Here is a 23,466-nt window from a genome sequence, read left to right on the forward strand (position 1 = left end):
TTCACCTCACTGATACAAACAGCCATGCAGGCGCAAAAGCCCGCGCTGTAATTCTTGTTCTTCTGCCACCAAAGCCACGCGCAGGCGGTCTTGGCCTATGGCCTGACCCGCAACAGCGCGCGACAAATACGATCCAGGCAAGCAGCGCACGCCCGCCTCGCGCCACAGTTTCAAGGCTGCGGCCTCATCATTCTCAACAGGCAGCCAAAGGAAAAACCCCGCCTCAAGCGGCTGATATCCTACGACATTGCCAAAAATCTCATCGGCCATTTGGTATTTGCGGCGATAGATGGCGCGGTTTTCTTCCACATGGGCCTCATCGCGCCATGCAAGGGCAGCGGCCGCTTGGAGGGGCAAAGGCAAAGGGGCGCCTGTATAATTCTTCAACTGCTTCATCGCTGCGATATTGCCGGAACCCGATGCTGCAAAGCCCGACCGCAACCCTGGAAGGTTTGAGCGCTTCGACAGCGAATGAAACACCACAACCCGATCAGGGTCTGCGCCCATGTCATGGGCCACCTGCAAAGCACCCACAGGGGGGGTGTTGCGATAAATCTCGCTGTAGCATTCATCCGCGAAAATTCGGAAATCATGTTTCTCGGCCAAGGCAATCAGATCACGCCAATAGGCCTCAGTGGCAACCGCACCTTGCGGGTTTGCAGGCGAACAAAGATAGGCAATGGTCACGCGATCAAGAAGGGCCGCAGGCAGCGCGGCATAATCAGGCAAATCGCCCGTTTCAGCGGTTGCAGGCACATAGATTGGCTCTGCATTAATCGCGAGGCTTGCCACCGCATAAACCTGATAAAACGGGTTTGGCATCAAAACAGCGGGTTTTTGCCCCGCCTTTTCCTCAACCCCAAGTGCAAGAGCCGCATTGAACAACCCCTCACGCGTGCCGTTCAGGGCGAGGATATGCTGGTCTGCGTTAAGGTGAACACCGTAGCGGCGCGCGATCCAAGCCACAATCGCCGCGCGCAAATCTTCGCCCCCCTCATTGGGGGGGTAACGGCCAAAACCCTCAAGCGCCTCAGAAATTGCGCGTCCAATGAACTCAGGGAACGGATGACGCGGCTCGCCGATAGACATGTTAATCGGATCGCCGCCCGCCTGATGGACGTCAAGCAATTTCCGCAAACGCGGAAAGGCGTATTCTGGCAGGTTCGAAAACCGCTCGGGAAACACCATGACTGCCTCAAATATCGGGGTCTGTTTTCGCCCCTTTGACAATCAAATTAACCTCTTATGACGCAAACGTCCAGAAAAAGGATCAAGCTTGCAATGCAGCCTCTGCCGCCGCCCCAAGACGCAGAAGCCGTTCCTCCTGACCTGCGGGGCAGAGCAGCATTACCCCCGTAGAGGGCACCCCAGTGGGCAATGTAAGGCCGCAAGACCCCATCAAATTGCCAATTCGCGTGTTGCGCAAAGCCAGTAGATTTTCGGTGACATAATACTCCTCATCCACCATCAACCGCGCGATATTGGGCGGCAAAATCGCAACAGTGGGCACAATCACCGCGTCATACCCCGCCGTCTCACGATGGAAATCTTCGCGCAAAGCCTCAAGCTTTTGCCAAGCTGCGATATAATCACTCGCCAAAACATCCGCCCCGCCACGGAAGCGCTGCAATATGGGGCCAAACATCTTTTCAGGATTGGCCTCAATCATTTCGCGCCAAGTCGCATAGGCCTCAGCGGCAAAAAGAATGGGCGAAAGCGCCATCGCCGCGTCAAGTGCCGCTGATTTATGCCGCACAATCTGCGCCCCTGCCGCAGCAAAGGCTTCAAGCGCGCGTGCAAACCCTGCGGCGGGCGCATCGCGCACATCCTCCGCATATGGTTCCATCACCAAAAGCCGCCGCCCTGCAAGGCTTGCGTTCTCGAGATCAACGGCGCGCGCGCCCGCCAGAACGGCGAACACCTCGGCGCAATCTTGGACAGAGCGCGCAAGCGGGCCAACTGTGTCGAATTTCGCGCAAAGCGGAACAACCCCACGATTGGACAGGCGTCCATGGCTTGTTTTCAAACCAACCAAATCGTTGAACGCAGCAGGCACCCGCACAGAACCGCCTGTGTCAGACCCAATGGCAACGGCAGCCAACCCAAACGCCACCGAAGCGGCAGCACCAGAACTAGAGCCACCCGGCACGGCGTCTGAGTCATTGATGTTGGGCGGCGTTGCAGGCAAGGGATCAAGCCCTTCGCCAAACATGGGGTTCAACCCAAGGCCAGAAAACGCCAATTCTGACATATGGGTTTTGCCCAAACATACGCCCCCCGCCTGCGTGGCGCGGGCCAAAACATCGGCATCTCGTGTTGGAACGCGCCCCGCAAGCAAGCGCGAACTGGCCTCAGTCGCGACATGGGCGCTATCAAATAGATCTTTCCACGATACAGGCACCCCATCCAGAATGCCCCGCCGCACCCCGTTGCGCGCCCGAGATCGGGCTGCTTCGGCCTCGGCTAGGGCGCGGGCCTCGGTCAGGCGGGCATAAATACGCGCGCCTGCGGGATGCGTTTTTATCGCACTCAAATAGGTTTCGGTCAGACCCACTGGATCAACCGCACCTTCGCCAATCGCGCGCCCTTGTTCACTTGCCGTGCGTGTCAACCATTCGCGCATCTTCATCCCTTTGCCGCTTTTGTCTCGCATGGGCAGAGTAATGACGCTATGCCGCGTGGACAATTCCATAAATTAGCCCATCATAAACTGCATGACATGTGACACAGATATTTTGATTGTAGGTGGCGGGCTGAACGGGCCAACCCTTGCGCTTGCGCTCGCGCAGTCAGGGTTTCGAAGCATCGTGATTGATGCAAATTCCCGCCCTCAGCGCGAAGCGGATACGTTCGATGGCCGCGCCTATGCTTTGGCCCGTGCATCGCAAAAAATGTTGGCGGCTTTGGGGTTGTGGGACGCTGTCGCAAAACAGGCGCAGGCCATTTCCGAAATCAAAGCCTCAGACGGTCATGCAGGGCGCGGGGCTGCGCCGCACTTCCTACATTTCCAAGCGGCAGAGATGGAAGAAGGCCCTATGGGCTATATGCTTGAAGACCGCTACCTCCGCCGCGCGCTGATCGCGGCGATGGAGGCCAATGATAAGATCACGCATCTCAGCGACAGCATGGTCGTAGATCAAAGCACCGATGGGGCTCTGGCCGAGGTGACATTGGCCGATGGTCAGCGTTTGCAGGGGCGAATTTTGATTGGCGCGGATGGTCGCGCGTCAGGTGTGGCGGCACGCGCTGGCATTCGCCGCCAAGGTTGGGATTATGGGCAAACCGCCCTTGTCTGTGCCGTCAAACATGAATTGCCCCATAACGGCATTGCACATCAGTTCTTCATGCCATCGGGGCCTTTGGCGATCCTACCTTTGCCAGACAATCGTTGTTCTATTGTCTGGAGCGAAAAAACGGCCCGCGCTGCCCAAATTGCGCGCGCAAATGACGCTGAGTTTCTCAAGGCATTGCGCCCCGCATTCGGTGACTTTCTGGGTGAGATCGAATTGGCGGGCGTGCGGTTCAGCTATCCGCTGAAGCTCACCTTGGCCGAGCAGTTCATTGCCCCGCGCCTTGCCCTTGTTGGCGATGCGGCGCATGGCGTGCATCCTATCGCAGGTCAGGGGCTTAACCTTGGCTTTCGGGACATTGGGGCATTGACCGAAGTGCTCCACGAGGCACGACTGCATGGCGAAGATATCGCCTCGGAACTGGTGTTGGAGCGGTATCAGCAATGGCGGCGCTTCGACACCACCGCGCTTGCGCTTGGGATGGACACAGTCAATCGCCTGTTCTCAAATGACAATCCTGCCCTTCGGCTGATCCGCGATATCGGCATGGGCCTTGTCAGTGCAACGCCCGCATTACGGCGTGGGTTCATGCGGCAGGCGGCAGGTCTAACGGGGGATTTGCCACGCCTCTTGCAGGGCGAGGCGCTTTAACCCTCAATCTCGCGGGCTTCGTTCTCTAGCATGATTGGAATGCCTTCCTTAATCGGAAAGGCCAGTTTTGCTTTTTCGGAGATCAATTCTTGACGCTCTGCATCATAGCGCAGGCTCCCCTTGGTCAAAGGGCACACCAATGCCTCAAGCATATGTCTGTCAAACACGGGGCTGTCTGCGCTCATTGCATGGCCTCATCGGATGATCCACCCCGCAAGGCAAATTCGATCAAGGTTACAAGCGTCTCGCGCCGCGTAGACAGGGAGGGCGCCTCAAGCAAGGCTTGCTTTTCTTCTGGATCAAAGGGGCATAGCATTGACAGCGAATTGATCAGCAATTCATCTTCGGCATCTTTCATACTGTCCCAATCGGTCGACAGTGACATAGCCGCGAAATAGCGCTCCAACAGATCCATAAAGACAGGACGATCAAAGCCCTGATCCTGCTCGACCTTGCCCAAATCATTCTCAAAGCCTACCCAATCGACATCACCTTTGAGATAGGGGGTAAAGCCTGACTGTTCGCGTTGCAGGCGAAAGCGCGAAATTCCCGTCAGAGTGATCATATACCGCCCATCCTCGGTTTCCGAGAATTGGGTCAGACGACCTGCACAGCCAATGCTGTGCAACCGCTTAGCACTGCCTTTGGGCACCTCAAGCGGTTGGATCATACCAATCAACCGGTCGGGCGTGCGCATGCAATCTTGCAGCATGGCCAAATAGCGTGGCTCAAAAATGTGCAAAGGCAATCGCGCCCGCGGCAGCAACAACGCGCCGGGAAGTGGAAAGAGCGGTATCGTATCAGGCAGGTCGCTGTGATGGATCATGAAGTATGAAATAGCGGCCAAATGCGATCAGGCAAATATCATCGATGACAATCTTCTGCGGCCCTTTTGCACCAAAGGATCCGTGGGCTTAAGCGCATCGAAGATTGTAAAGAGCTGCGCCTTGGCAGCCCCGTCATTCCATTCGCGATCACGGCGGAAGAGATCAAGCAATTCTTCAATCGCCGCCTCCGCCTGCCCTGCCGCATAGAGCGCCTTTGCATAATCGAACCGCGCTTGCAGATCATCAGGGTTGGCCGCCACGGCGGATTGCAACTCGGCCAAGGGCCCTGCCTCATCGGCTTGGCGCGCCAGAGCAATCTGGGCGCGTGCGGCCTCAATCTCGGGCGCGGCGGCGATTGCGGGGGCGGCGTTATTCAGGAAGGCCTCCGCCGTGTCCAAATCGCCCATCGCGATATGAGCGCGCGCCAAGCCACCCATGGCGGCTGCATTTTCAGGTTCTTCGCCCAAAATCGCCGCAAAGGTCTGCGCCGCATCGGCAACGGCCCCTTGGGCAAGCATTTCTTCGGCGGCCTCAAGCGCCTCGCCCAAGCCACCATCGCCTGCAAGGGCGGCGATTTTTTCAACGAAGCGCTGCACATCCCCTTGCGAAAGCGCCCCTTGGAACCCGTCCACGGGTTGGCCCTGCCAAAACGCGTAAACGGTAGGAATAGACTGCACCTGCAATTGGCCCGCGATCATCTGATTCTCATCAACATTGACCTTAGCCATGCGCACCGCGCCCTTTTTGGCCTGCACCGCCGCCTCAAGCTGTGGCCCAAGCGTCTTGCAAGGGCCGCACCATGGCGCCCAGAAATCTACGATGACAGGAACCTCGCGGCTGGCCTCAACGACATCGGCCATAAAGGTCTGATCGGTGACATCCTTGATGACATCCGCGCCTGCGGGCTGTGCTTGACCAAATTCCAACATTTATTTCTCCGTCACTGATGAGATCTGCGCGCGCCCTCTATATGCGCGCTTCGGGCCCATTCTCCAAGGGGTCAGAGATCAATTGTCGCAAAAACAGGGGCGTGATCCGATGGCTGCTCCCACCCGCGAGCGGCGCGCAGGATACGGCTTGAATGCGCGGCATTGGCAATATCTGCGGTGGCCCAGATGTGATCCAAACGGCGGCCTTTATCCGCCTCGTCCCAATCACGAGCGCGATACGACCACCAACTATAGAGCAACCCCTCGGGTATATCCTTGCGGGTGACATCCACCCAATTCCCCGCCTCTTGCACTTGGGCCAGATGATCCACCTCAATCGGCGTGTGACTGACCACCTTTAACAGCTGTTTGTGGCTCCAAACATCGTCCTCACGCGGTGCAATATTCAAATCGCCCACAAGGATAGATTTTTGCGGGGCATCCGCACGAAACGCATCGCGCATCTCCGTCAGAAAATCGAGCTTTTGGCCAAATTTTTCGTTGACCTCCCGATCGGCAATATCGCCCCCTGCGGGAATGTAGAAATTATGGATGACCACCCCATTGGGGAGGCGCGCCGCCACATGGCGAGCATGACCAAGCCCAGCCCAGTCCCGCGCGCCCGCCTCTTCAAGCGGCAGCTTGGACAGGATCGCCACGCCATTATACCCTTTCTGACCACGCGCGACCAAGTGGGTGTAGCCCAGCGCCGCAAAGCCTTCGGTGGGGATTTTTTCAACGGGGCTTTTGCATTCTTGCAAGCACAAAACATCTGGCGCTTCTTCACGCAGCAGTTTCAGCACCAATTCTTCGCGCAATCGCACCGAGTTGATGTTCCATGTTGCAAGTGTGAACGCCATTTTTCCATGCCCTTTGATGAAACCTGTCCCCCTCCTAAGGGCTTGAGGAGCATGGTGCAATGCGAAGGAAACTGAAAAAGGCCCCCGCTTATGCAGGGGCCAGTCCAACAGGGAGAAACCACGGGGCGCGCGGGGGCTTGGGCAATTCCGCAAGGTTCCCCGTGTGACATCACAGCTGCAAATCTGATGCCAAGTTAGGCAACCAATCGGTAACCGCCACCTTCGGTGACCAAAAGCTGCACATTGCTGGGATCGGGTTCGATCTTTTGACGCAAGCGGTAGATATGGGTTTCCAACGTATGCGTGGTGACCCCCGCATTATACCCCCAAACCTCGTGCAGCAGCACATCACGGGCCACAACCCCCTCCTGTGCGCGATAGAGGAATTTCAGGATATTCGTTTCTTTTTCCGTGAGGCGGATTTTCTTTTTATCTTCCGTCTCAAGCAATTTCATCGCGGGCTTAAAGGTATATGGCCCAAGTTGGAAAATCGCATCTTCAGATTGTTCGTGTTGGCGCAGTTGCGCGCGAATGCGCGCTTGCAACACCGAAAACTTGAACGGCTTGGTGACATAATCATTTGCGCCCGCATCGAGGCCCAAGATCGTATCAGCATCGCTGTCATGGCCTGTGAGCATGATGATCGGGCATTTGATCCCTTGCTTGCGCATCAAGCGGCACAAATCGCGGCCATCCGTATCGGGCAGGCCCACATCCAAAATCACCAGATCGTAAATTTCCTGCTTGGCCTTTTCCATCGCTTGCGCGCCCGTGCCCGCCTCGAACACATCGAAATCCTCAGTCATCACGAGCTGTTCTGACAACGCCTCGCGGATATCTTCGTCATCATCGACAAGTAGGATTTTTTTCAGGTTCGCCATGTCAGCCCTCCAAAGGCAAAATTGTGCCTGTCTCACATGGGTGTGATATACCCTATTTGAAAAGGGTTTGAAAAATATCCTCACGGCTCTGTGTTGTTCTGTGGCCAATTGTTTCAAATTCTGACAATCGGGGCTAAAGCTAATGCCCAGACCATAAGATCAGGACGGACAAGATGAGCCTTGCGCCAACCGCCAATGAAATCGCCGCCCGCGCCCGCGCTGATTTGCGCGCAGGCTTGCCTGTGGTGTTTAGCGATGGCGCAAAGGGGTTGATCGCATTGGCCTCGGAGACAGCAAGCACGGATCGGGTAGAAGATTTCCGCGCGCTTGGCGCGCCCTTTATCGTGCTGTCCGATTGGCGGGCGCGCACCTTGAATCTGCCACTTTATGAAGGCGATATCGCGCGTATCGCATTGCCCAAAGATGCAGGCAGCCGCATCCTAAAGGCACTGGCCGACCCGAAAGATGATTTGGATCGCCCGATGAAAGGCCCGTTCCAAAGCCTTCAAGGGCCAGAACACGGCTCGGCGGATGATGCGCGCACCGCCATTCATTTCGCCAAGTCGGCACAGCTTTTGCCCGCGATGCTTTGCGTGTTTCGGGATGACGCCGTGGCGATTGCGCGGGAACATGGGCTGACCGTTCTGCCATTCTCGGTGGCGCGGTCACAATTGGCAGAAAGCCAACCCTTTCATGCCGTAGCCGCCGCACGCCTGCCGATGGTTGCCTCTGAGGCGGGGCGCCTTCATGTGTTTCGGCCCGATGATGGCAGCGCAGAGCATTACGCCATTGAAATTGGTCGCCCTGATCGGGACAAACCCGTTTTGACGCGTCTGCACTCTGCCTGCTTTACGGGCGATGTATTGGGCAGTCTCAAATGTGACTGCGGCCCCCAACTTCACGCGGCATTGGCACAAATGGGCCAAGACGGCGCGGGTATCCTTCTCTACCTCAATCAAGAGGGGCGCGGGATTGGTCTGGCCAATAAAATGCGCGCCTATAGCCTTCAGGATCAAGGGTTCGACACAGTCGAAGCCAATCATCGTCTTGGGTTCGAAGATGATGAGCGCGATTTTCGTCTTGGAGCAGAATTGCTGGAAAAATTGGGTTTTGCCTCGGTGCGCCTGATGACTAACAACCCTCGAAAAGTTGAGATGATGCGCCAATCAGGCATAGAGGTCACAGAACGCGTGGCGCTCCATGTCGGCCAAAATGCGCATAATGCGCATTACTTGGCGACCAAGGCCGCGAAATCAGGACATTTGCTGTGACCCTGCCCCGCCCCGAAGACCTTGTGATCACCCATCAGGGTGCGCAGTTTATGGGACGGCGCTTTCCCTGCAGCATCGGGCGCGGCGGGATGAGCCGCAGCAAGCGCGAGGGCGATGGGGCCACCCCAGTCGGCATTCACCGCATCGTTGGCTGCCTCTATCGCGCCGACCGCATGGCGCGCCCTTGTGATTGGGCCCTCAAAATTGGGCCGCGTGATCTGTGGTCAGATGATCCGCGCGATGAAGACTATAACCTCATGGTGCATGCGCCCTACGCGCACAGCCACGAGAAACTGCGGCGCGCAGACCCGCTTTATGATTTGGTGCTGATCACCGATTGGAACTGGCCCTATGCGGAGCGCGGGCGTGGCTCTGCGATTTTCATCCACCAATGGCGGCGCGCGGGCTATCCGACCGAAGGATGTGTTGCGTTCTCCCGTGCAGATTTGCGATGGATCACTGCGCGCATTTCCTACGAAACACGTTTGATCGTGCGGGACGCGAAAAGCTATCCGTGAGGGGCGACACGCGCGCCGAATATGGCAGAGCCCACACGAATATGCGTGGCCCCTAGCCGCAGCGCTTTTTCATAATCTGCGCTCATTCCCATCGACAATTCCGAAAGCTCGTTTCGCGCAGCAATCTTGCCCAAAAGGGCGAAATGCAGGCTTGGTTCCTCGTCCACGGGCGGGATGCACATCAAACCTTTAAGCGGCAAATCCATCGCGCGCGCAGTTTGGATAAAGGCATCTGCATCGGCAGGTAGGATGCCCGCCTTTTGCGGCTCGGCGCCTGTGTTGACCTGAATGAACAGATCGGGACAGCGGCCCAATTCTTGGGCCATATCGGCGATGCGGCGGGCCAGTTTTTCGCGGTCGACTGTGTGGATCGCGTCAAACAGCTCCATCGCGGGGCGCACCTTATTGCTTTGCAATGGGCCAATCAGGTGCAAATCCACCCCCTCAAATTGGGCTTTGAAATCGGGCCATTTGCCCTGCGCTTCTTGCACGCGATTTTCACCGAAACTGCGATGGCCTGCTTGCAACACCGCCTCAACCCGTGCGTTTGGCTGGACTTTCGAGACAGCGATTAGTTTTGCCGCGTCAGGCGCGCGCCCCGCTTCGGTCAAAATTCGCGCAACATCTGCCTGAATATCCTCAAGCGCCATTTTATCCTCACCCGTCACCAAATGAAAAAGAGCGGGCCAAAGCCCGCTCTTTCCCTAGCAGATAATCCGTGAGGATTAGAAGCTGAATGTCAGACCGAAATCTGCTGTATTGCAGTAGACGCATTATACACCAGTTTGAACAAAACCGCCCGCGCAATAGCATCGAAATTGTAGGCTGATTATTATAATGACAATTATTCAGGTTTTTGGCTTGACGGGGGGCAGTCTCGTTTATATTAGGCGGGCCTCAGGCGGGCCCGTAGCTCAGTGGTAGAGCAGTTGACTTTTAATCAATTGGTCGGAGGTTCGAATCCTCCCGGGCTCACCAATAGCCAGATATGACGCGTATCGGCTCCCCCCAACCCAGACAGTCAGCCGCAATAATGTGCGCAGTTTATCTAACGAAAATTGGTGTGTTGGCCGGCGTATTTCCCGCCTGGTCACGCTCAATCCGTTTAAAGTTGATGCCTCCAAACAAAAACCGTAGGTGCAGCCTACTGCCTTGCTAGAGGCTGGGCCTCTGACAAAGCAGATGCGCTCATAGGCTTGCGTCCCCATCGCAGCGCCGTGAGCAGGCAGGGCATGATTTCTGATTACACGCCTTAGCGATTGGTCGCGCAGCGTGAGAAACGAGTCGGATTTATCACCATAGAAATCAGAAAAAATCGCATATCTTGACCCAAGGCGCAGCGCAGATCGGGGCAATTGCATTATGTTTCTGTCAGTTTTTGATATTTTCAAAATTGGGATTGGCCCCTCCTCCTCCCATACTATTGGGCCGATGAATGCCGCCGCGCAATTTCTCGACCGCCTGCGCCATGGCACTCGAGAGCCCGGCGCCGGTGAGGTGGCGGCCTTGTCATGTCATTTGCACGGATCGCTTGCCTTTACTGGGAAAGGTCACGCCACTGACCGCGCTGTGATTTTGGGCCTTGCTGGGTTTCGCCCCGATAGACTTGACCCAGACCAGGCGGATAGCGCCATTGCAGCGATCAAATCAGCAGGGCATGTTACCCCTGACGGGCTGCCGCAACTGCGCCTCAACCCAGAGGAAGATATCATCTTTGACTATGGCCCCGCCCTAGTGGGGCATGCCAATGGTATGATCCTCCGCGCTTATGACGCCAACGGGGCGCTCTATATGGAGGAAGTCTTTTACTCCATCGGTGGCGGTTTCGTAATGACCGCGAAAGAACTACAAGCGGCCAAAGCCGCCCGCAAGAATTCACTCGCCGCCCAAAAGGCGGATGCAGGATACCCCTATCCCTTTGGCACAGCTGAAGAAATGTTGATTATGGGGGCAAAGGCGCAGAAATCTATTGCGCAGATGAAATGGGAGAATGAATGCCACGGCGCGCCGCGCGCCGAGGTGCAAAAGCGCCTTGAGGCAATCCGAGATGCGATGCTGTCCTGCATTGAGCGCGGCTTGCGGATGGAGGGTGAATTGCCCGGCGGTTTGCGGGTCAAGCGCCGGGCAAAGGCGATCCATGATCAGTTACAGGCCGAGGCGGGGCGCAACATCACCCAACCCCATACAATCAACGATTGGCTTTCGGTCTATGCAATGGCCGTGAACGAAGAAAACGCGGCGGGGGGCCGAGTGGTTACCGCCCCCACCAATGGGGCGGCAGGCGTGGTTCCAGCAGTTTTGCATTATTATCTGACCCATTGCATAGGCGCGACCGAAAAGGGCGGGTTGGATTTCTTGATGGTCGCGGCGGCAATTGGCGGGTTGATCAAGCATAATGCCTCGATCTCTGGGGCCGAAGTTGGCTGTCAGGGCGAGGTCGGATCAGCCGCAGCCATGGCCGCAGCAGGGCTTTGCGCGGCACTTGGCGGCACCAATGAACAGATTGAAAACGCTGCTGAAATCGCGCTTGAACATCACTTAGGCATGACCTGTGACCCCGTGGCAGGATTGGTTCAGGTGCCCTGCATCGAACGCAACGGCCTCGGCGCGATCAAGGCTGTATCGGCCGCCTCATTGGCGCTGCGGGGCGATGGGACCCATTTCATGCCGCTTGATAATTGTATCGAAGCCATGCGGCAAACGGGCCATGATATGAACCTGAAATATAAAGAAACTTCGCTTGGGGGCTTGGCCGTCAATCTGCCTGAATGCTGAGGCGGGTCAGCCGCGCTGACGCACGGTGTCACCCGCCAAGAATTCTGGCGACAATCCGATATCAGCTCCCGAAAGCGCGCGCCCTGCAATGATTTTGGCCGCCTCACGTCCAATATCTGCGCGGCGGCTGTCCATGGTGGCAATGCGCAAGGGCAGCCCGTCCAAAATGGCAAAGGAATTGAACCCCGCAATGCCAATTTGATTGGGAATATCATACCCCTTTTCCAACAGATAAAGCAGGCCGCCCGCCGCGTTCATATCCGTATTATAATAGAGGAAATCAAGATCAGGGCTGCGGCTTAGCAAATCTTCGGTCATCGCGCGGCCTGTGCCAAAACCCGAGGGGCCTGCATAAAAAATCTTATCCGCCAAGGAGAGACCCGCCTCCTTCAGCGCATCCTCAAAGCCCTGCTGCCGCTTTTGCGACCGAAAATCGCGCAAAGAGCTAGAACCCAGATACCCAAGTTTGCGATAGCCACGGGCAAGGATTTCTTCGGCCATGGCGCGACCTGCCGCCACATGTGAGATGCCTACGCGGGCCGCCACACTTGGGCCGTCAATGTCCATCACCTCTACAACAGGAATCCCCGCATTCTCCATCATCTTCCGCGCGGCATCTGTATGTTCCAACCCCGCTACGATCAGACCAGAGGGCCGCCATGACAGCATTTCGAAAATAACTTTTTCTTCCTGCTCTAAATCATAATTTGAGGTGCCAACAACGGGCTGCAAATCCGTTTCATGCAGACCCTCACCAATGCCTGTAAGGACATCAGGGAAGACCATGTTGGATAGAGATGGGATCACCACGCCAACCAGATTGACGCGGTTCGATGCCAAAGCGCCCGCGATTTTATTGGGCACATATCCCAAGGCGCGGGCAGCTTCAAAAACCTTGCTGCGCGTGCGCTCAGAGACATCCCCCCGATTACGCAAGACGCGGCTGACGGTCATTTCCGAAACCCCCGCTGCCTCAGCCACATCGCGCAAGGTCATCTGGGGTTTGCCATCAAAGGGATTGCGTCCGCGCACGTCTGGTATCCTGTCTTCAGTCGTCTGGTTCCTATTGATACGCCGAACCATCCCTATTTGCCAAGCGTTCGGTTTTTTGGATCGACTTGCGCGCCATAGCAAATTCCAGCAAAAAAGCAGACATGGCCCCGTGGCTCAACTGGATAGAGCAATCCCCTCCTAAGGGATAGGTTACAGGTTCGAGTCCTGTCGGGGTCACCATGCAATCTGTCTATTTTTATTGACAGTCTGGCTGTCGCGCCTGATCATTGATCTTGGACCAAAGGAAAGTTGACCAAGATCATGTTGGATGCGCAGCGGGGAACACTCGCGCCTAAACTTGGTAAAGGGCCGCGTGCGGGGCTTTGCACCGATTGCGGGGTCAGTCGCATGTCTGATGATCGCGCCTGCGGGCGGGCCTGTCAGTTTATCGCCCCAGATTATCCGCACGCCGAAGCCCGCATTCATGGGCGTATCAGTGATCCTGCGCGTCATGAAGAAGCGTTTTTTGGTGTGACCGAAGCGATGTATCGCGCAAGGCTGACCCCTGTGGCCGAAGGCGCGCAGTGGACGGGCATTACCACGGCGCTCGCGGAAACCTTATTACGGGCGGGGGCGATTGAGGCGGTCATCACAGTGGCGCCTGACCCAGACGATCAGTGGCGCCCTGTGCCTGTGTTGGTCACCGAACCAGACGACTTATCCGCCTGCCGCGGGATGCGCATGGGTTTTGCCCCAAGCGTGGCCTTGTTAGAACTCGCAAAGGCGCGCGGGATCACGCGCTTGGCCTTTATCGGCATCCCCTGTCAGACCTATGCCCTGCGTGCGCTTGAGGCCGAGTATGAGTTCGAGCGGCTTTATGTCATAGGCACGCCCTGTTCGGACAACACCACAACCGCGCGATTTCATGATTTCCTTGCACTGCTTGATGCCAAGCCAAATAGCATCAGTTATCTTGAGTTTCGCGCGGATTACTCAGTCGAGCTGCGCTTTTCAGATGGGCGCCCGCCCCGTTTTGTGCCTTTTTTGAAATTGCCAATCTCGCAATTGCCTGCTGATTTCTTTCCGATGACCTGCAAGACCTGTGTCGATTACACGAACCGCTTGGCCGATATCACGGTGGGCTATATGGGCGGCGATGGGGCGCAGTGGATCTTGGTGCGCAATGCCCGTGGCACAGAGATGCTTGATGGCATCAGAGATCGGCTCTGCCTGTCGCCCTTGACGGATAAGGGGGATCGCACAAGCGCGGTCAAAGGCTTTTTGGCCAATACGGAGCGCGCGGCGGGCGGTTTGCCCCTGCGGAGGATGCCCAACTGGCTGCGACCATTGGTGGCCTATCTGCAGCCCCGTCTTGGGCCGCGTGGCTTGGAATTTGCCCGAGCGCGGGTCGAGATGAAGGCAATTGAAACCATCTTACATTTGCGCCGCAGTCATCCTGCCAAGATGAAGAATATGGTTCCCGCCCATGTTTGGAGCCTTGCTGCGCGCTATGGGTTGGTGCCCAATCCATCCGAGATTGCGCGCGAGGATGGTAATCCGTAATCTCGCGGCTATGACCAAACCCAATCTCACGCCAGATTTCAGTTTTGAGACGCAGATCGGCGGCCTTGTCGCGGGCGTGGATGAGGTGGGGCGCGGCCCGTTGGCTGGGCCTGTTATGGCCGCTGCCGTTATCCTAAACCCAAGCGATATTCCCGAAGGTTTGCATGATTCCAAAGCCCTCAGCCAAAAGCGGCGCGAGGCGCTGTTCGATGAGATCGCCGCGCGGGCAGAGGTCAGTATCGCAGAGGCGAGCGTTGCCGAGATTGATGAGCTGAATATTCGCAACGCCACTTTTTTGGCCATGCGCCGTGCGGTACTTGGTCTCTCCCGCTGTCCAGATCATGCGCTGATTGACGGCAATGCCATTCCCCCTGATTTGCCCTGCCCTGCCACTGCAATCATCAAAGGTGATGCCCGTTCCGTTTCGATTTCGGCGGCTTCTATCGTGGCCAAGGTAACACGGGATCGGCTTATGGTGACATTATCGCAACAGTTTGCGGGCTACGGCTGGGAAAAAAACGCGGGCTACCCCTCAAAAGCCCATCTTCAAGCCCTTCAAGATATTGGGGTGACCCCGCACCATAGACGTTCATTCAAGCCCGTCCACAATATCTTGTATCAACGTCATCTTATAAGTCGTTGATTCAAAAAATAAATTGACGGCGAATCAGTTTCGACTCATCTTAGGCCTCAAGATGAGCGTCAAAAAATGGCGCCGTGACGATTAAAAGTCAGAGGCAGTAATGAAGACGAAAACCAATCCCGCGGGGGCGCATGCCCTGCCGCTTAACCAGATATTGGCTGGTGATTGCATTGATGTGATGAACAGCCTTCCTGAAGGTTCGGTCGATCTGATTTTCGCCGACCCGCCTTACAATCTTCAGCTCAAGGGTGATTTGCATCGCCCCGACAATTCGCTTGTAGATGCGGTGGATGATCATTGGGATCAATTCGATAGCTTCCGTGCCTATGACGAATTCACGCAAAACTGGCTCGCTGCGGCGCGCCGTATCCTCAAGCCGAATGGCGCGATTTGGGTGATTGGCTCGTATCACAACATTTTCCGCGTGGGGGCCGAACTGCAAAACCAAGGCTATTGGTTGCTGAATGATGTTGTTTGGCGCAAATCCAATCCGATGCCCAATTTCCGCGGCAAGCGTTTGACAAATGCCCATGAGACGATGATCTGGGCTTCGAAATCTGAAACTGCGAAATACACGTTCAATTATGAGGCGCTCAAATCCCTAAATGAGGGGATTCAAATGCGCTCTGATTGGCTTTTGCCGATTTGTAATGGGGGTGAGCGTTTGAAGAACGCGCGGGGCGAAAAAGCACATCCAACGCAAAAGCCTGAATCGCTGCTGCACCGCATTTTGATTGCCTCAACAAATCCAGGCGATGTGGTTCTTGATCCCTTCTTTGGCACTGGGACAACGGGCGCCGTTGCAAAGAAATTGGGGCGCGATTTCATCGGCATCGAGCGTGAGGAAGAGTATCGCGACATCGCAGAAAAGCGTATCGCCAACACGCGCCGTTTTGACAGTGATGCGCTTGAAACCAGCCTCAGCAAAAGATCAGAACCGCGTATTCCCTTCGGTCAATTGGTCGAGCGGGGCTTGCTGCGGCCTGGTGAGGAATTGCACAGCGGTAATGGCCGCCATCGTGCAAAAATTCGCGCCGATGGCACGCTTGTCGCTTTGGACACCAAAGGGTCGATCCACCAAGTGGGGGCGAAACTTGAAGGCGCACCTTCGTGCAACGGGTGGACATATTGGCATTTCCGCCGTGACGGGAAAACCGTGCCTATTGATCACCTTCGTCAACAATTGCGTTCCGAGTTGGGCGAGTAACGCCACCTCCAAGACAGCTTTCGATATACCGCCCGTGCCTGTGGCTTTTGCCTCGGGGGCACGCACCTTACCCTCGCCCATCGGGCGGGGGTTTTTTATTCCGTTTGAAGCAGCCCTTGCGAATAGGGCGTCCAATCCTTGACTTGCGGATAATGTTGCTTGCGCCAAGCGCGCACCTTGGGGTTCATAACCCGCCGCGACACAGGCGGGCAGAGGGCCAAAATCCCCATTACAGGATAGCCATAAGGCAGTTGCGGCGCGGCATCGTGATCATAGGTTTGTAACAGCGGATAGGCCCGATCTGGACGATAATGATGGTCTGAGTGACGCTGCAAGTTGATCAGCAACCAATTTGTGGCCCGATGATCCGCATTCCACGAATGGCGGGGTTTGACATGTTCATATTTCCCCGCGCCTTTGTAGGCCCGCGTGAGGCCGTAATGTTCGATGTAATTTGTGATTTCCAAATGGAACACCGCAACAAAGGCCTGCACAGCGAAGAATGCAAGGCCCCATTTCCCGCCAATGGCATAGGCCAATCCCATCATGCCTGCCTGCAATCCCCCGTAACGCCAAAACGGATTGCTTCTATGCCATAGTGCAAGCCTGCGCTTTTCGAGGCGTTGCGCTTCGGCCCGCCATGCAGATTTGAACGACTGGATCAAAACACGCGGGAAAAAGCGGTGAAACCCCTCATTATATCGCGCAGAAGCAGGGTCACGCGGGGTGGCCACATGGATATGATGCACCAAAAGATGTTCGGTTTTGAAATGCGAATAAAGCGTCATCGCCAGTAGGATATCGGCCAAGCCACGTTCCAACCGCGTGGGGCGGTGCATCAATTCATGGCTGTAATTGATGCCAATCATTCCCGTGACAACACCCAAAGAGGCGGCCAACCCGAATTGCTCGGTAAGCGTCAGATGTGCAGGATTGGTGGCGAGATATGCAATCAACCCAAAGACCAATCCGAATTGTAACGGTGCCCAGATCAAGGTGATTGCGCGATACCAAAACAGCGAGCTGAGGCGCGCGGCCTCATCAGGGTTGGTTGGATCGCGGCCGAATACTTGATCCAACAGCGGAAACAACCACCATGTGGCCGCAAGCACCAAAAGGATGCTCCACCCGCCCCATTGGCTGACTGCGACCATGAAAGGGATAAGCAGAAGCGAGACCCAAAACGGGGCTACATCACGAAGCGATGCCAAATAATTTGACCCGAACATGCCTCTACCTCACAGCTCATGCTGTCTTCATAAACGTAGATAGGGCCAGATATTATATATGAAAATATATAATTAGACTCAGGGTGAAGGCTGCGTGTCGATGCGGCAAAGGTCAAACGCTTTGCGCATCACTGTTGGCATATCCGCAACGCGGAACTTGGCGCGGGGCAGGAAATAACCTTGCTGCGGGCTCGCGTTTTCAGAGGCATGACACAGATGCACGCGCAGGCGCAGGTGAAAATGGGTAAAGGTATGGCGCACCTCTTGGCCCGTGTCATGCCATTCGCCCTCAAGGGGAGGCGCAAGCGCCGCCACGATGGGCGCCGCGGGATCATCTACCCCCGCCCAAGGGCTGGTGACAAAGCCAAGCATCCCCCCCAAAAGGCCCGTTTCTGGGCGTTGCTCGACCAAAACCGCACCATCGGGCCGAAAGGCCAAGTAAATATGACCAACCCGCGTTGGTTTGGGCTGTTTTGGCTCCTTGCGTGGCAATTCCGCCGCAATGCCCGCTTTGCGGGCGGCGCATTGGGTCATGATCGGGCAAATGCCACAGGCGGGGCTGCGTGGTGTGCAAATCGTGGCACCCAAATCCATGACGGCTTGCGCGTAATCCCCCGCCCGCTGCGCAGGGGTGAGGGCGGCGGCATGGGCTTTCAACTCTGGCTTTGCACGGGGCAGCGGGGTTGCCACTGCGAAGAGGCGCGCCATGACACGCTCGACATTGCCATCCATGACGACTGCGCGGCGGTCAAAGGCAATCGCCGCGATTGCAGCGGCGGTGTAAGGGCCAATTCCGGGAAGCGTCAAAAGCGCCTCTTCGGTTGTCGGGAATATCCCCGCGTGTTGATCAGTAACCACGCGCGAGCATTTGAGCAGGTTGCGCGCCCTTGCGTAATAGCCAAGCCCCGCCCAAGCCGCCATGACATCCGCATCTTGCGCTGCGGCAAGATCCTCAATCCGAGGCCAAAGAGAGATGAACTTGGTAAAGTAGTCTCGCACGGCGGCCACAGTTGTTTGCTGTAGCATGACTTCAGACAACCACACATGGTATGGGTTTGGACGCAGCCCTGATTTTCGCGCCGCGGGCCCGACCCGCCACGGCATATCGCGCGCATGGTCATCATACCACGCCAACAAGTCACGCGAGAGGTCATCCGTTATTTCAATCTCGTCACGCAAGCTTTATCACCCTGTCTTCGGTTTTGATTGATCAATCTGTCTCATACCCCCTAAATTGACCCGCAGATGAGAAAAGCAAGCGATCATATCCCGCCCAAAGAGGCAAGCCGCCGTAACCGTGGGTTTGAACCCGCGGCCAAGCTTGTTATGGCGCAAATAAAAAGCCCCGCAGAACGGCGTGGTTTCGCTGAGGCACGGCTGATCACCCAGTGGCGGGAGATCATGGGGCCTGAGATTTCAGATATCGCGCGCCCTGTAAAACTTTCGCATGGGCGTGATGGGTTTGGGGCCACCTTAGTGCTTTTGACGAGCGGGGCGCATGCCCCAATTCTTGAGATGCGCAAAGAAGACATCAGAGCAAAGGTAAACGCGGCTTATGGTTATAACGCTGTGTCCAAAATATCCTTGACCCAAACGGCGGGAAAGGGCTTTGCGCGTGACTTCATCGCACCACGCCCTCGGCCAGAATTGCCCCAAGAGGCGATAGAAATCGTGAACGCCAAAGCCCAGGCCGCAGCAGCGCATATCACCGATGAGGGGTTGCGCGATGCTCTTGAACGTCTGGCGCAGCGCGTCATAAGAAAACAGACATCCTAATTTACAGAGAGAGAATATTATGGATCGCAGACAGGCCTTGATCGCAGCATCCGCAGCGGCTTTTGTATCCGTCCTTCCCAGATTTGGCATGGCTCAAGACGCAAGCGCCGCCCCTGAGATTGTGGATTTTGCTCTTGGTGATCCGAATGCGCCTGTCGAGTTGATCGAATATGCCTCATTCACCTGTCCACATTGCGCCACTTTTCACCTACAAGTTTTGCCTCAGCTAAAGCGCGATTACATTGAAACAGGCAAAGTGCGATTGGTTTATCGTGAAGTTTACTTTGACCGCCCAGGTTTATGGGCGGCCATGGTGGCGCGTTGCGCAGGCGAAATGCGCTATTTTGGCGTGGCCGATATTGTTTACCGCACGCAGCGGGAATGGACCCAAGGTGATGCTGCGACCATCGCGGGCAATCTGCGGCGCATAGGTCTTTCTGCGGGTTTGACGGATGCAGAATTGGACGCCTGCATGCAGGATGCCGAAACCGCGCAGGCTATGATCGATAATTACGAAGCCAATCGCGTAGAATATCCGATTGAAGGCACACCCGCCTTGGTCATTGATGGCACGCTGTATGGCAATATGGCCTATGAGGACATCGCGGCGCGGATTGAAGACGCGCTTGCCCGCAACCAATGAACAGCACCCCCCTTGCAGGTGTCAAAGTTCTAGAACTTGCCCGTATTTTGGCAGGGCCATGGGCGGGGCAGATTTTGGCAGATTTGGGCGCCGAAGTGATCAAGGTCGAAAGCCCAAATGGTGATGATACGCGCCATTGGGGGCCTCCCTTTATCTCTCGTGAGGGGGATGAAAGCGCGGCTTATTTTCATGGCACCAATCGCGGCAAAAAATCCATCATCGCTGACTTTAAATCTGCCAAAGACCGCGATCGCGTGATTGCTTTGGCGCGCGAAGCAGATGTTTTGATAGAGAATTTCAAACTTGGTGGCTTGGCCAAATTTGGCCTCGATTACGCAAGTCTGGCCCACGAAAACCCTGCGTTGATTTATTGCTCGATCACGGGGTTCGGCCAAAATGGGCCATATGCGCATCGCGCGGGCTATGATTACATCATCCAAGGCATGTCTGGCCTAATGTCTGTCACAGGCGACCCCGAGGATCATCCCCAAAAGGTTGGCGTTGCCGTTACGGATATTGTCACAGGTCTTTATGCCTCAAACGCCATTTTGGCAGCGTTACACATGCGCGCGCGCACAGGCCAAGGGCAGCATATTGATATGGCGCTTTTTGATGCCGCGACCGCGATGATGGCCAATCAAGCCATGAATTATTTGGCAACGGGGCAAGCCCCCAATCGTATGGGCAATGCCCATCCCAATCTCGCGCCTTATCAAACCTTTCCATGCGCGGATGGCTGGATCATCATCGCGGTTGGCAATGATGGGCAATTTCAAAAACTATGCGAGATTTTGGACTGTGCGGAGTTGGGACAGGATCCGCGATATCGCACCAATGCAGATCGTGTGAAGAACCGCGACAGCCTGAACGCCGCGCTTGAACCTAAGACGCGCAGCTTCAGCAAATCTGCCCTATTAGAGGCGTGCGAAGTGAAATCTGTGCCTGCGGGGCCGATCAATTCACTTGCAGAAACCTTCGCCGATCCGCAGGCCGTGGCGCGCGGGTTTCGCCTTGATCTTGAGGGCGTGCCAAGCACGCGGCCGCCTTTTCATTTTTCGGGGGCTGATTTGGCGCTTGAACGTCCCGCGCCGAAATTGGGCGAGGATGATGGTATCACGGGCTTTTCGAAAAAATCCCGCTAAGGCGATCCCGCAAAGCGTGGTCTTGGTCTAGTCGCAGGCGCACGGGCACCGTCAACACTTCACGCCGCAGCGCATCAGGCAAGCGCACTGCATCTTTTTCGGTTGTGACAGGCTGCGCCCCAAGGCTTTGCGCATCGCGCAAAATCCGCGCCATCAAGGCATCGCTTAAAGGTTGGTGGTCGCTGAGGGCCTCAGCTCGCAATATACGCGCACCCATTTTGCGCAATGTGGCAAAGAACTTTTCAGGATGACCGATCCCTGCAAAGGCCAAAACGGGCATATTTTGGAAGGACATCCCCATATTTAACGGCGCCAGATGGCCCGTAAGATGGGGGCAAGGAAGGTCTGGATGGCGCGTTGAAAACACCGCCTGCTGATCTGCCTCGCCAATGGATAAAACAAAATCCGCACGCGCAAGGCCTGTTGCAATCGGCTCACGCAGCGGGCCTGCGGGGATTACCAGACCATTGCCAAATCCACGCGCGGCATCCACCACAATCAAGGACAGATCATAAGCCAGACTTGCATTTTGAAACCCGTCATCAAGGATCAAAATATCGGCCCCCGCCGCAATGGCCGATTTGGCACTTTGCAGACGATCTTGGCCCACCCATACAGGCGCAAAAGCTGACAAAAGCAAGGGTTCATCACCACAGTCAGCTGCGCTGTGACGGGTCGGGTCTACGCGTGTTGTTTGGGTGAGTGTTCCACCATACCCACGGCTGAGGATGTGGGGGGTGGCGCCAAGCCCTGCAAGGATTTCCCAAAGGGCAATCACTGTGGGCGTTTTCCCAGTTCCGCCTGCGGTCAAATTGCCAACACAGACCACAGGCACGCCAAGTTTCGCCCGAGCGCCTGTTGCCAATTTGCGCGCCGTGCCTGCCGCATAAAGCGCGCTCAGTGGGCGCAAGGCATAGGCCACTGCATTAGGCTGCGCGCGATACCAAAATCTAGGTGCTTGCATTGCGCTGATCCGCTTCGCGTTGTTCCAACCGCTCTAGGATAGCATTTAGGGCACGATCCGTCACCGCAGCCCCTGTTGAGGATACTTCCCATGCGGCATTGGCCATAGCGGCTGCCCGTTCTGGGTTCATCAACTCATCCACTGCGCGGGCGAGGCTTTCGGAATCGCGCACCTGCCGCGCGGCATCGACCGCCTGCAAGCGATCAAAAATATCGGTGAAATTGCTGACATATGGCCCATAGAGAATGGCCGACCCAAGGGCCGCAGGTTCAAATGGATTATGCCCCCCGATATCAACCAAAGAGCCTCCCAAAAAGGAAATCGGGGCAAGTCGATACCAAAGGCCCAACTCGCCCAAACTATCAGCAAGATACACTTGGGTGTCGCGATCAGGCAGAGCGCCTTTGCTGCGCTGCGCAAATGTCCAGCCATCACTTTCTAGGAGTTTCGCGATATCTGCGCCGCGCTCAGGATGGCGTGGCACGAGCAACAGGATGGCCCGCGGGTTTGACCGCAACACGGCCCGATGCGCGGCCAAGACCAAGTCCTCTTCGCCCGCATGGGTAGAGGCCGCCACCCATGCGGGGCGGGTGCCAAGGCGCTGCGAGAGATCTTGGCGCTGCGCCTCATCATGGGGAAGGGCCGCCGCACCTTCCTTGAGGGTGCCTGTCACTTCAATGCGAGATGGCAACAAGCCCAAACCCCGCAATCGAGAGGCGGTCAGATCATCTTGCGCTTGCACCAAATCAAAGCGCGACAGCAGCGCGGGGGCCATTCCGCTCAACCACCGCCAATTGCGCGCTGACCCTTGCGAGATGCGCGCATTGAGCAACATCATCGGGCATCCTTGCCGATGCGTCTCAACGATCATGGCAGGCCACAATTCGGACTCTGTCCAGATGGCGAGGTCTGGCTGCCAATGGTTCAGAAAAGATTGAACAAAACCTATAATATCCAAAGGCACGAATTGATGGATTACATCAGCAGGCAAACGCCGCCCCATGACTGCCGCAGATGTCACGGTGCCTGTCGTAACCAGAATCGTGAGGTCTTCGCGCTCTTCACGGATGCGGCGGATCAGCTCAAGAAGGGAAAGCGCCTCGCCAACCGAGGCCGCATGAAACCAAATCAATGGCCCATGGGGCCGCGCTTGACTGGCAATACCGCGCCGCTCATTGATACGCGCCGCATCCTCTTTGCCGCGCGCCAAACGGCCCGCCAAAATCCGTTCCGCCAAACCCGTAGCATGACGGGAGAACAGAAGATAAAGCCAAAGCAGCAAGGAGCGTGACCGCATTCGATGC

At 56.3% G+C, this 23,466-nt stretch carries 23 protein-coding genes and 2 tRNA genes; 12 read left to right on the plus strand and 13 right to left on the minus strand.

Annotated elements, in window-relative coordinates; translation table 11 throughout:
- Positions 1-6 precede the first annotated feature (6 nt).
- Both AAC620_RS11335 and AAC620_RS11340 read right to left on the minus strand, forming a co-directional pair.
- Positions 7-1,188 carry an aminotransferase class I/II-fold pyridoxal phosphate-dependent enzyme gene (locus AAC620_RS11335; protein WP_340245076.1) on the minus strand — a complete coding sequence of 394 codons (1,182 nt, stop codon included), beginning with the start codon at positions 1,186-1,188 and terminating at the stop codon, positions 7-9.
- 82 nt (positions 1,189-1,270) lie between these two features.
- Positions 1,271-2,623: an amidase gene (locus tag AAC620_RS11340; RefSeq protein ID WP_340245078.1), complete on the minus strand. Its 1,353-nt coding sequence runs from the start codon at positions 2,621-2,623 to the stop codon at positions 1,271-1,273.
- 91 nt (positions 2,624-2,714) lie between these two features.
- Between AAC620_RS11340 and AAC620_RS11345 the strand changes: the two genes are divergently transcribed.
- Entirely contained in the window at positions 2,715-3,941 is a 1,227-nt protein-coding gene (locus tag AAC620_RS11345) for a UbiH/UbiF/VisC/COQ6 family ubiquinone biosynthesis hydroxylase (protein WP_340245081.1), read from the plus strand.
- Here the strand turns inward: AAC620_RS11345 and AAC620_RS11350 are convergent.
- From AAC620_RS11350 to AAC620_RS11370, 5 genes are all read right to left on the minus strand, one after another.
- Positions 3,938-4,126, minus strand: a complete 189-nt coding sequence (locus AAC620_RS11350; RefSeq protein WP_317656765.1) for a Trm112 family protein — start codon at positions 4,124-4,126, stop codon at positions 3,938-3,940. The genes AAC620_RS11345 and AAC620_RS11350 overlap by 4 nt on opposite strands.
- Entirely contained in the window at positions 4,123-4,767 is a 645-nt protein-coding gene (locus AAC620_RS11355; protein ID WP_340245085.1) for an LON peptidase substrate-binding domain-containing protein, read from the minus strand. Before AAC620_RS11355 ends, AAC620_RS11350 begins: the two co-directional genes overlap by 4 nt.
- A 27-nt stretch (positions 4,768-4,794) precedes the next feature.
- Positions 4,795-5,697, minus strand: a complete 903-nt coding sequence (locus AAC620_RS11360) for a co-chaperone YbbN (RefSeq protein WP_340245087.1) — start codon at positions 5,695-5,697, stop codon at positions 4,795-4,797.
- A gap of 71 nt (positions 5,698-5,768) precedes the next feature.
- Positions 5,769-6,557 (minus strand): exodeoxyribonuclease III, encoded by a 789-nt coding sequence (locus AAC620_RS11365; RefSeq protein WP_340245089.1) that lies wholly within the window; start codon positions 6,555-6,557, stop codon positions 5,769-5,771.
- A gap of 194 nt (positions 6,558-6,751) precedes the next feature.
- Positions 6,752-7,438: a response regulator transcription factor gene (locus AAC620_RS11370; protein ID WP_317656769.1), complete on the minus strand. Its 687-nt coding sequence runs from the start codon at positions 7,436-7,438 to the stop codon at positions 6,752-6,754.
- A 173-nt stretch (positions 7,439-7,611) separates the two neighbouring features.
- Here AAC620_RS11370 and ribA point away from each other — a divergent pair, with 173 nt between their 5' ends.
- Together ribA and AAC620_RS11380 are read left to right on the plus strand one after the other, a co-directional pair.
- Positions 7,612-8,709, plus strand: a complete 1,098-nt coding sequence (gene ribA / locus AAC620_RS11375) for a GTP cyclohydrolase II (protein ID WP_340245091.1) — start codon at positions 7,612-7,614, stop codon at positions 8,707-8,709.
- Between the two features lie 50 nt (positions 8,710-8,759).
- Entirely contained in the window at positions 8,760-9,227 is a 468-nt protein-coding gene (locus AAC620_RS11380; RefSeq protein WP_340245135.1) for a L,D-transpeptidase family protein, read from the plus strand.
- On the opposite strand, the gene AAC620_RS11385 is transcribed toward AAC620_RS11380, so the two are convergent.
- The gene (locus tag AAC620_RS11385) at positions 9,218-9,877 is read right to left on the minus strand and encodes a YggS family pyridoxal phosphate-dependent enzyme (RefSeq protein WP_340245137.1); all 660 of its coding nucleotides are present in this window, start codon (positions 9,875-9,877) and stop codon (positions 9,218-9,220) included. The genes AAC620_RS11380 and AAC620_RS11385 overlap by 10 nt on opposite strands.
- 253 nt (positions 9,878-10,130) lie before the next feature.
- Here AAC620_RS11385 and AAC620_RS11390 point away from each other — a divergent pair.
- Together AAC620_RS11390 and AAC620_RS11395 are read left to right on the plus strand one after the other, a co-directional pair.
- A tRNA-Lys gene (locus AAC620_RS11390) sits at positions 10,131-10,205 on the plus strand.
- Between the two features lie 384 nt (positions 10,206-10,589).
- Positions 10,590-12,002 carry an L-serine ammonia-lyase gene (locus AAC620_RS11395; RefSeq protein WP_340245093.1) on the plus strand — a complete coding sequence of 471 codons (1,413 nt, stop codon included), beginning with the start codon at positions 10,590-10,592 and terminating at the stop codon, positions 12,000-12,002.
- A gap of 6 nt (positions 12,003-12,008) precedes the next feature.
- On the opposite strand, the gene AAC620_RS11400 is transcribed toward AAC620_RS11395, so the two are convergent.
- A complete protein-coding gene (locus tag AAC620_RS11400) occupies positions 12,009-12,998 on the minus strand; it encodes a LacI family DNA-binding transcriptional regulator (RefSeq protein WP_340245139.1) in 990 nt (329 codons plus the stop codon).
- Between the two features lie 160 nt (positions 12,999-13,158).
- Here AAC620_RS11400 and AAC620_RS11405 point away from each other — a divergent pair.
- The 4 genes from AAC620_RS11405 to AAC620_RS11420 all read left to right on the plus strand — a co-directional run bounded on the left by AAC620_RS11405 (position 13,159) and on the right by AAC620_RS11420 (position 16,408).
- A tRNA-Arg gene (locus AAC620_RS11405) sits at positions 13,159-13,235 on the plus strand.
- A gap of 81 nt (positions 13,236-13,316) precedes the next feature.
- Positions 13,317-14,558 carry a Coenzyme F420 hydrogenase/dehydrogenase, beta subunit C-terminal domain gene (locus AAC620_RS11410; protein ID WP_445322467.1) on the plus strand — a complete coding sequence of 414 codons (1,242 nt, stop codon included), beginning with the start codon at positions 13,317-13,319 and terminating at the stop codon, positions 14,556-14,558.
- Positions 14,545-15,201, plus strand: a complete 657-nt coding sequence (locus AAC620_RS11415) for a ribonuclease HII (protein WP_445322466.1) — start codon at positions 14,545-14,547, stop codon at positions 15,199-15,201. The genes AAC620_RS11410 and AAC620_RS11415 overlap by 14 nt, the downstream gene beginning before the upstream one ends.
- Positions 15,202-15,301: 100 nt before the next feature.
- On the plus strand, positions 15,302-16,408 hold the full coding sequence (locus AAC620_RS11420) for a site-specific DNA-methyltransferase (RefSeq protein ID WP_340245097.1): 1,107 nt from the start codon (positions 15,302-15,304) through the stop codon (positions 16,406-16,408).
- Positions 16,409-16,503: 95 nt separating this feature from the next.
- Here AAC620_RS11420 and AAC620_RS11425 read toward each other — a convergent pair whose 3' ends face one another.
- Positions 16,504-17,562, minus strand: a complete 1,059-nt coding sequence (locus AAC620_RS11425) for an alkane 1-monooxygenase (protein ID WP_340245099.1) — start codon at positions 17,560-17,562, stop codon at positions 16,504-16,506.
- A 153-nt stretch (positions 17,563-17,715) separates the two neighbouring features.
- On the minus strand, positions 17,716-18,816 hold the full coding sequence (gene mutY, locus AAC620_RS11430; RefSeq protein ID WP_340245100.1) for an A/G-specific adenine glycosylase: 1,101 nt from the start codon (positions 18,814-18,816) through the stop codon (positions 17,716-17,718).
- A gap of 66 nt (positions 18,817-18,882) precedes the next feature.
- On the opposite strand from mutY, the gene AAC620_RS11435 reads away from it, so the two are divergent.
- Genes AAC620_RS11435 through AAC620_RS11445 form a run of 3 tightly spaced genes read left to right on the plus strand, consistent with a single transcriptional unit; the run spans position 18,883 to position 21,198 of the window.
- The gene (locus AAC620_RS11435) at positions 18,883-19,413 is read left to right on the plus strand and encodes a DUF721 domain-containing protein (protein ID WP_340245101.1); all 531 of its coding nucleotides are present in this window, start codon (positions 18,883-18,885) and stop codon (positions 19,411-19,413) included.
- Positions 19,414-19,432: 19 nt separating this feature from the next.
- Positions 19,433-20,056 (plus strand): DsbA family protein, encoded by a 624-nt coding sequence (locus AAC620_RS11440; RefSeq protein WP_340245103.1) that lies wholly within the window; start codon positions 19,433-19,435, stop codon positions 20,054-20,056.
- Complete coding sequence (locus AAC620_RS11445; RefSeq protein ID WP_340245105.1) at positions 20,053-21,198, plus strand: CaiB/BaiF CoA transferase family protein; 1,146 nt, start codon at positions 20,053-20,055, stop codon at positions 21,196-21,198. The genes AAC620_RS11440 and AAC620_RS11445 overlap by 4 nt, the downstream gene beginning before the upstream one ends.
- Here AAC620_RS11445 and lpxK read toward each other — a convergent pair.
- Together lpxK and AAC620_RS11455 are read right to left on the minus strand one after the other, a co-directional pair.
- Positions 21,170-22,162: a tetraacyldisaccharide 4'-kinase gene (gene lpxK / locus AAC620_RS11450; RefSeq protein WP_340245106.1), complete on the minus strand. Its 993-nt coding sequence runs from the start codon at positions 22,160-22,162 to the stop codon at positions 21,170-21,172. The genes AAC620_RS11445 and lpxK overlap by 29 nt on opposite strands.
- Positions 22,149-23,459: a 3-deoxy-D-manno-octulosonic acid transferase gene (locus tag AAC620_RS11455; protein WP_340245108.1), complete on the minus strand. Its 1,311-nt coding sequence runs from the start codon at positions 23,457-23,459 to the stop codon at positions 22,149-22,151. The genes lpxK and AAC620_RS11455 overlap by 14 nt, the downstream gene beginning before the upstream one ends.
- Positions 23,460-23,466 lie beyond the last annotated feature (7 nt).

Source organism: Roseobacter sp. HKCCA2468 (assembly GCF_037805105.1).
In the GTDB taxonomy this organism is placed as follows: Bacteria; Pseudomonadota; Alphaproteobacteria; order Rhodobacterales; family Rhodobacteraceae; genus M30B80.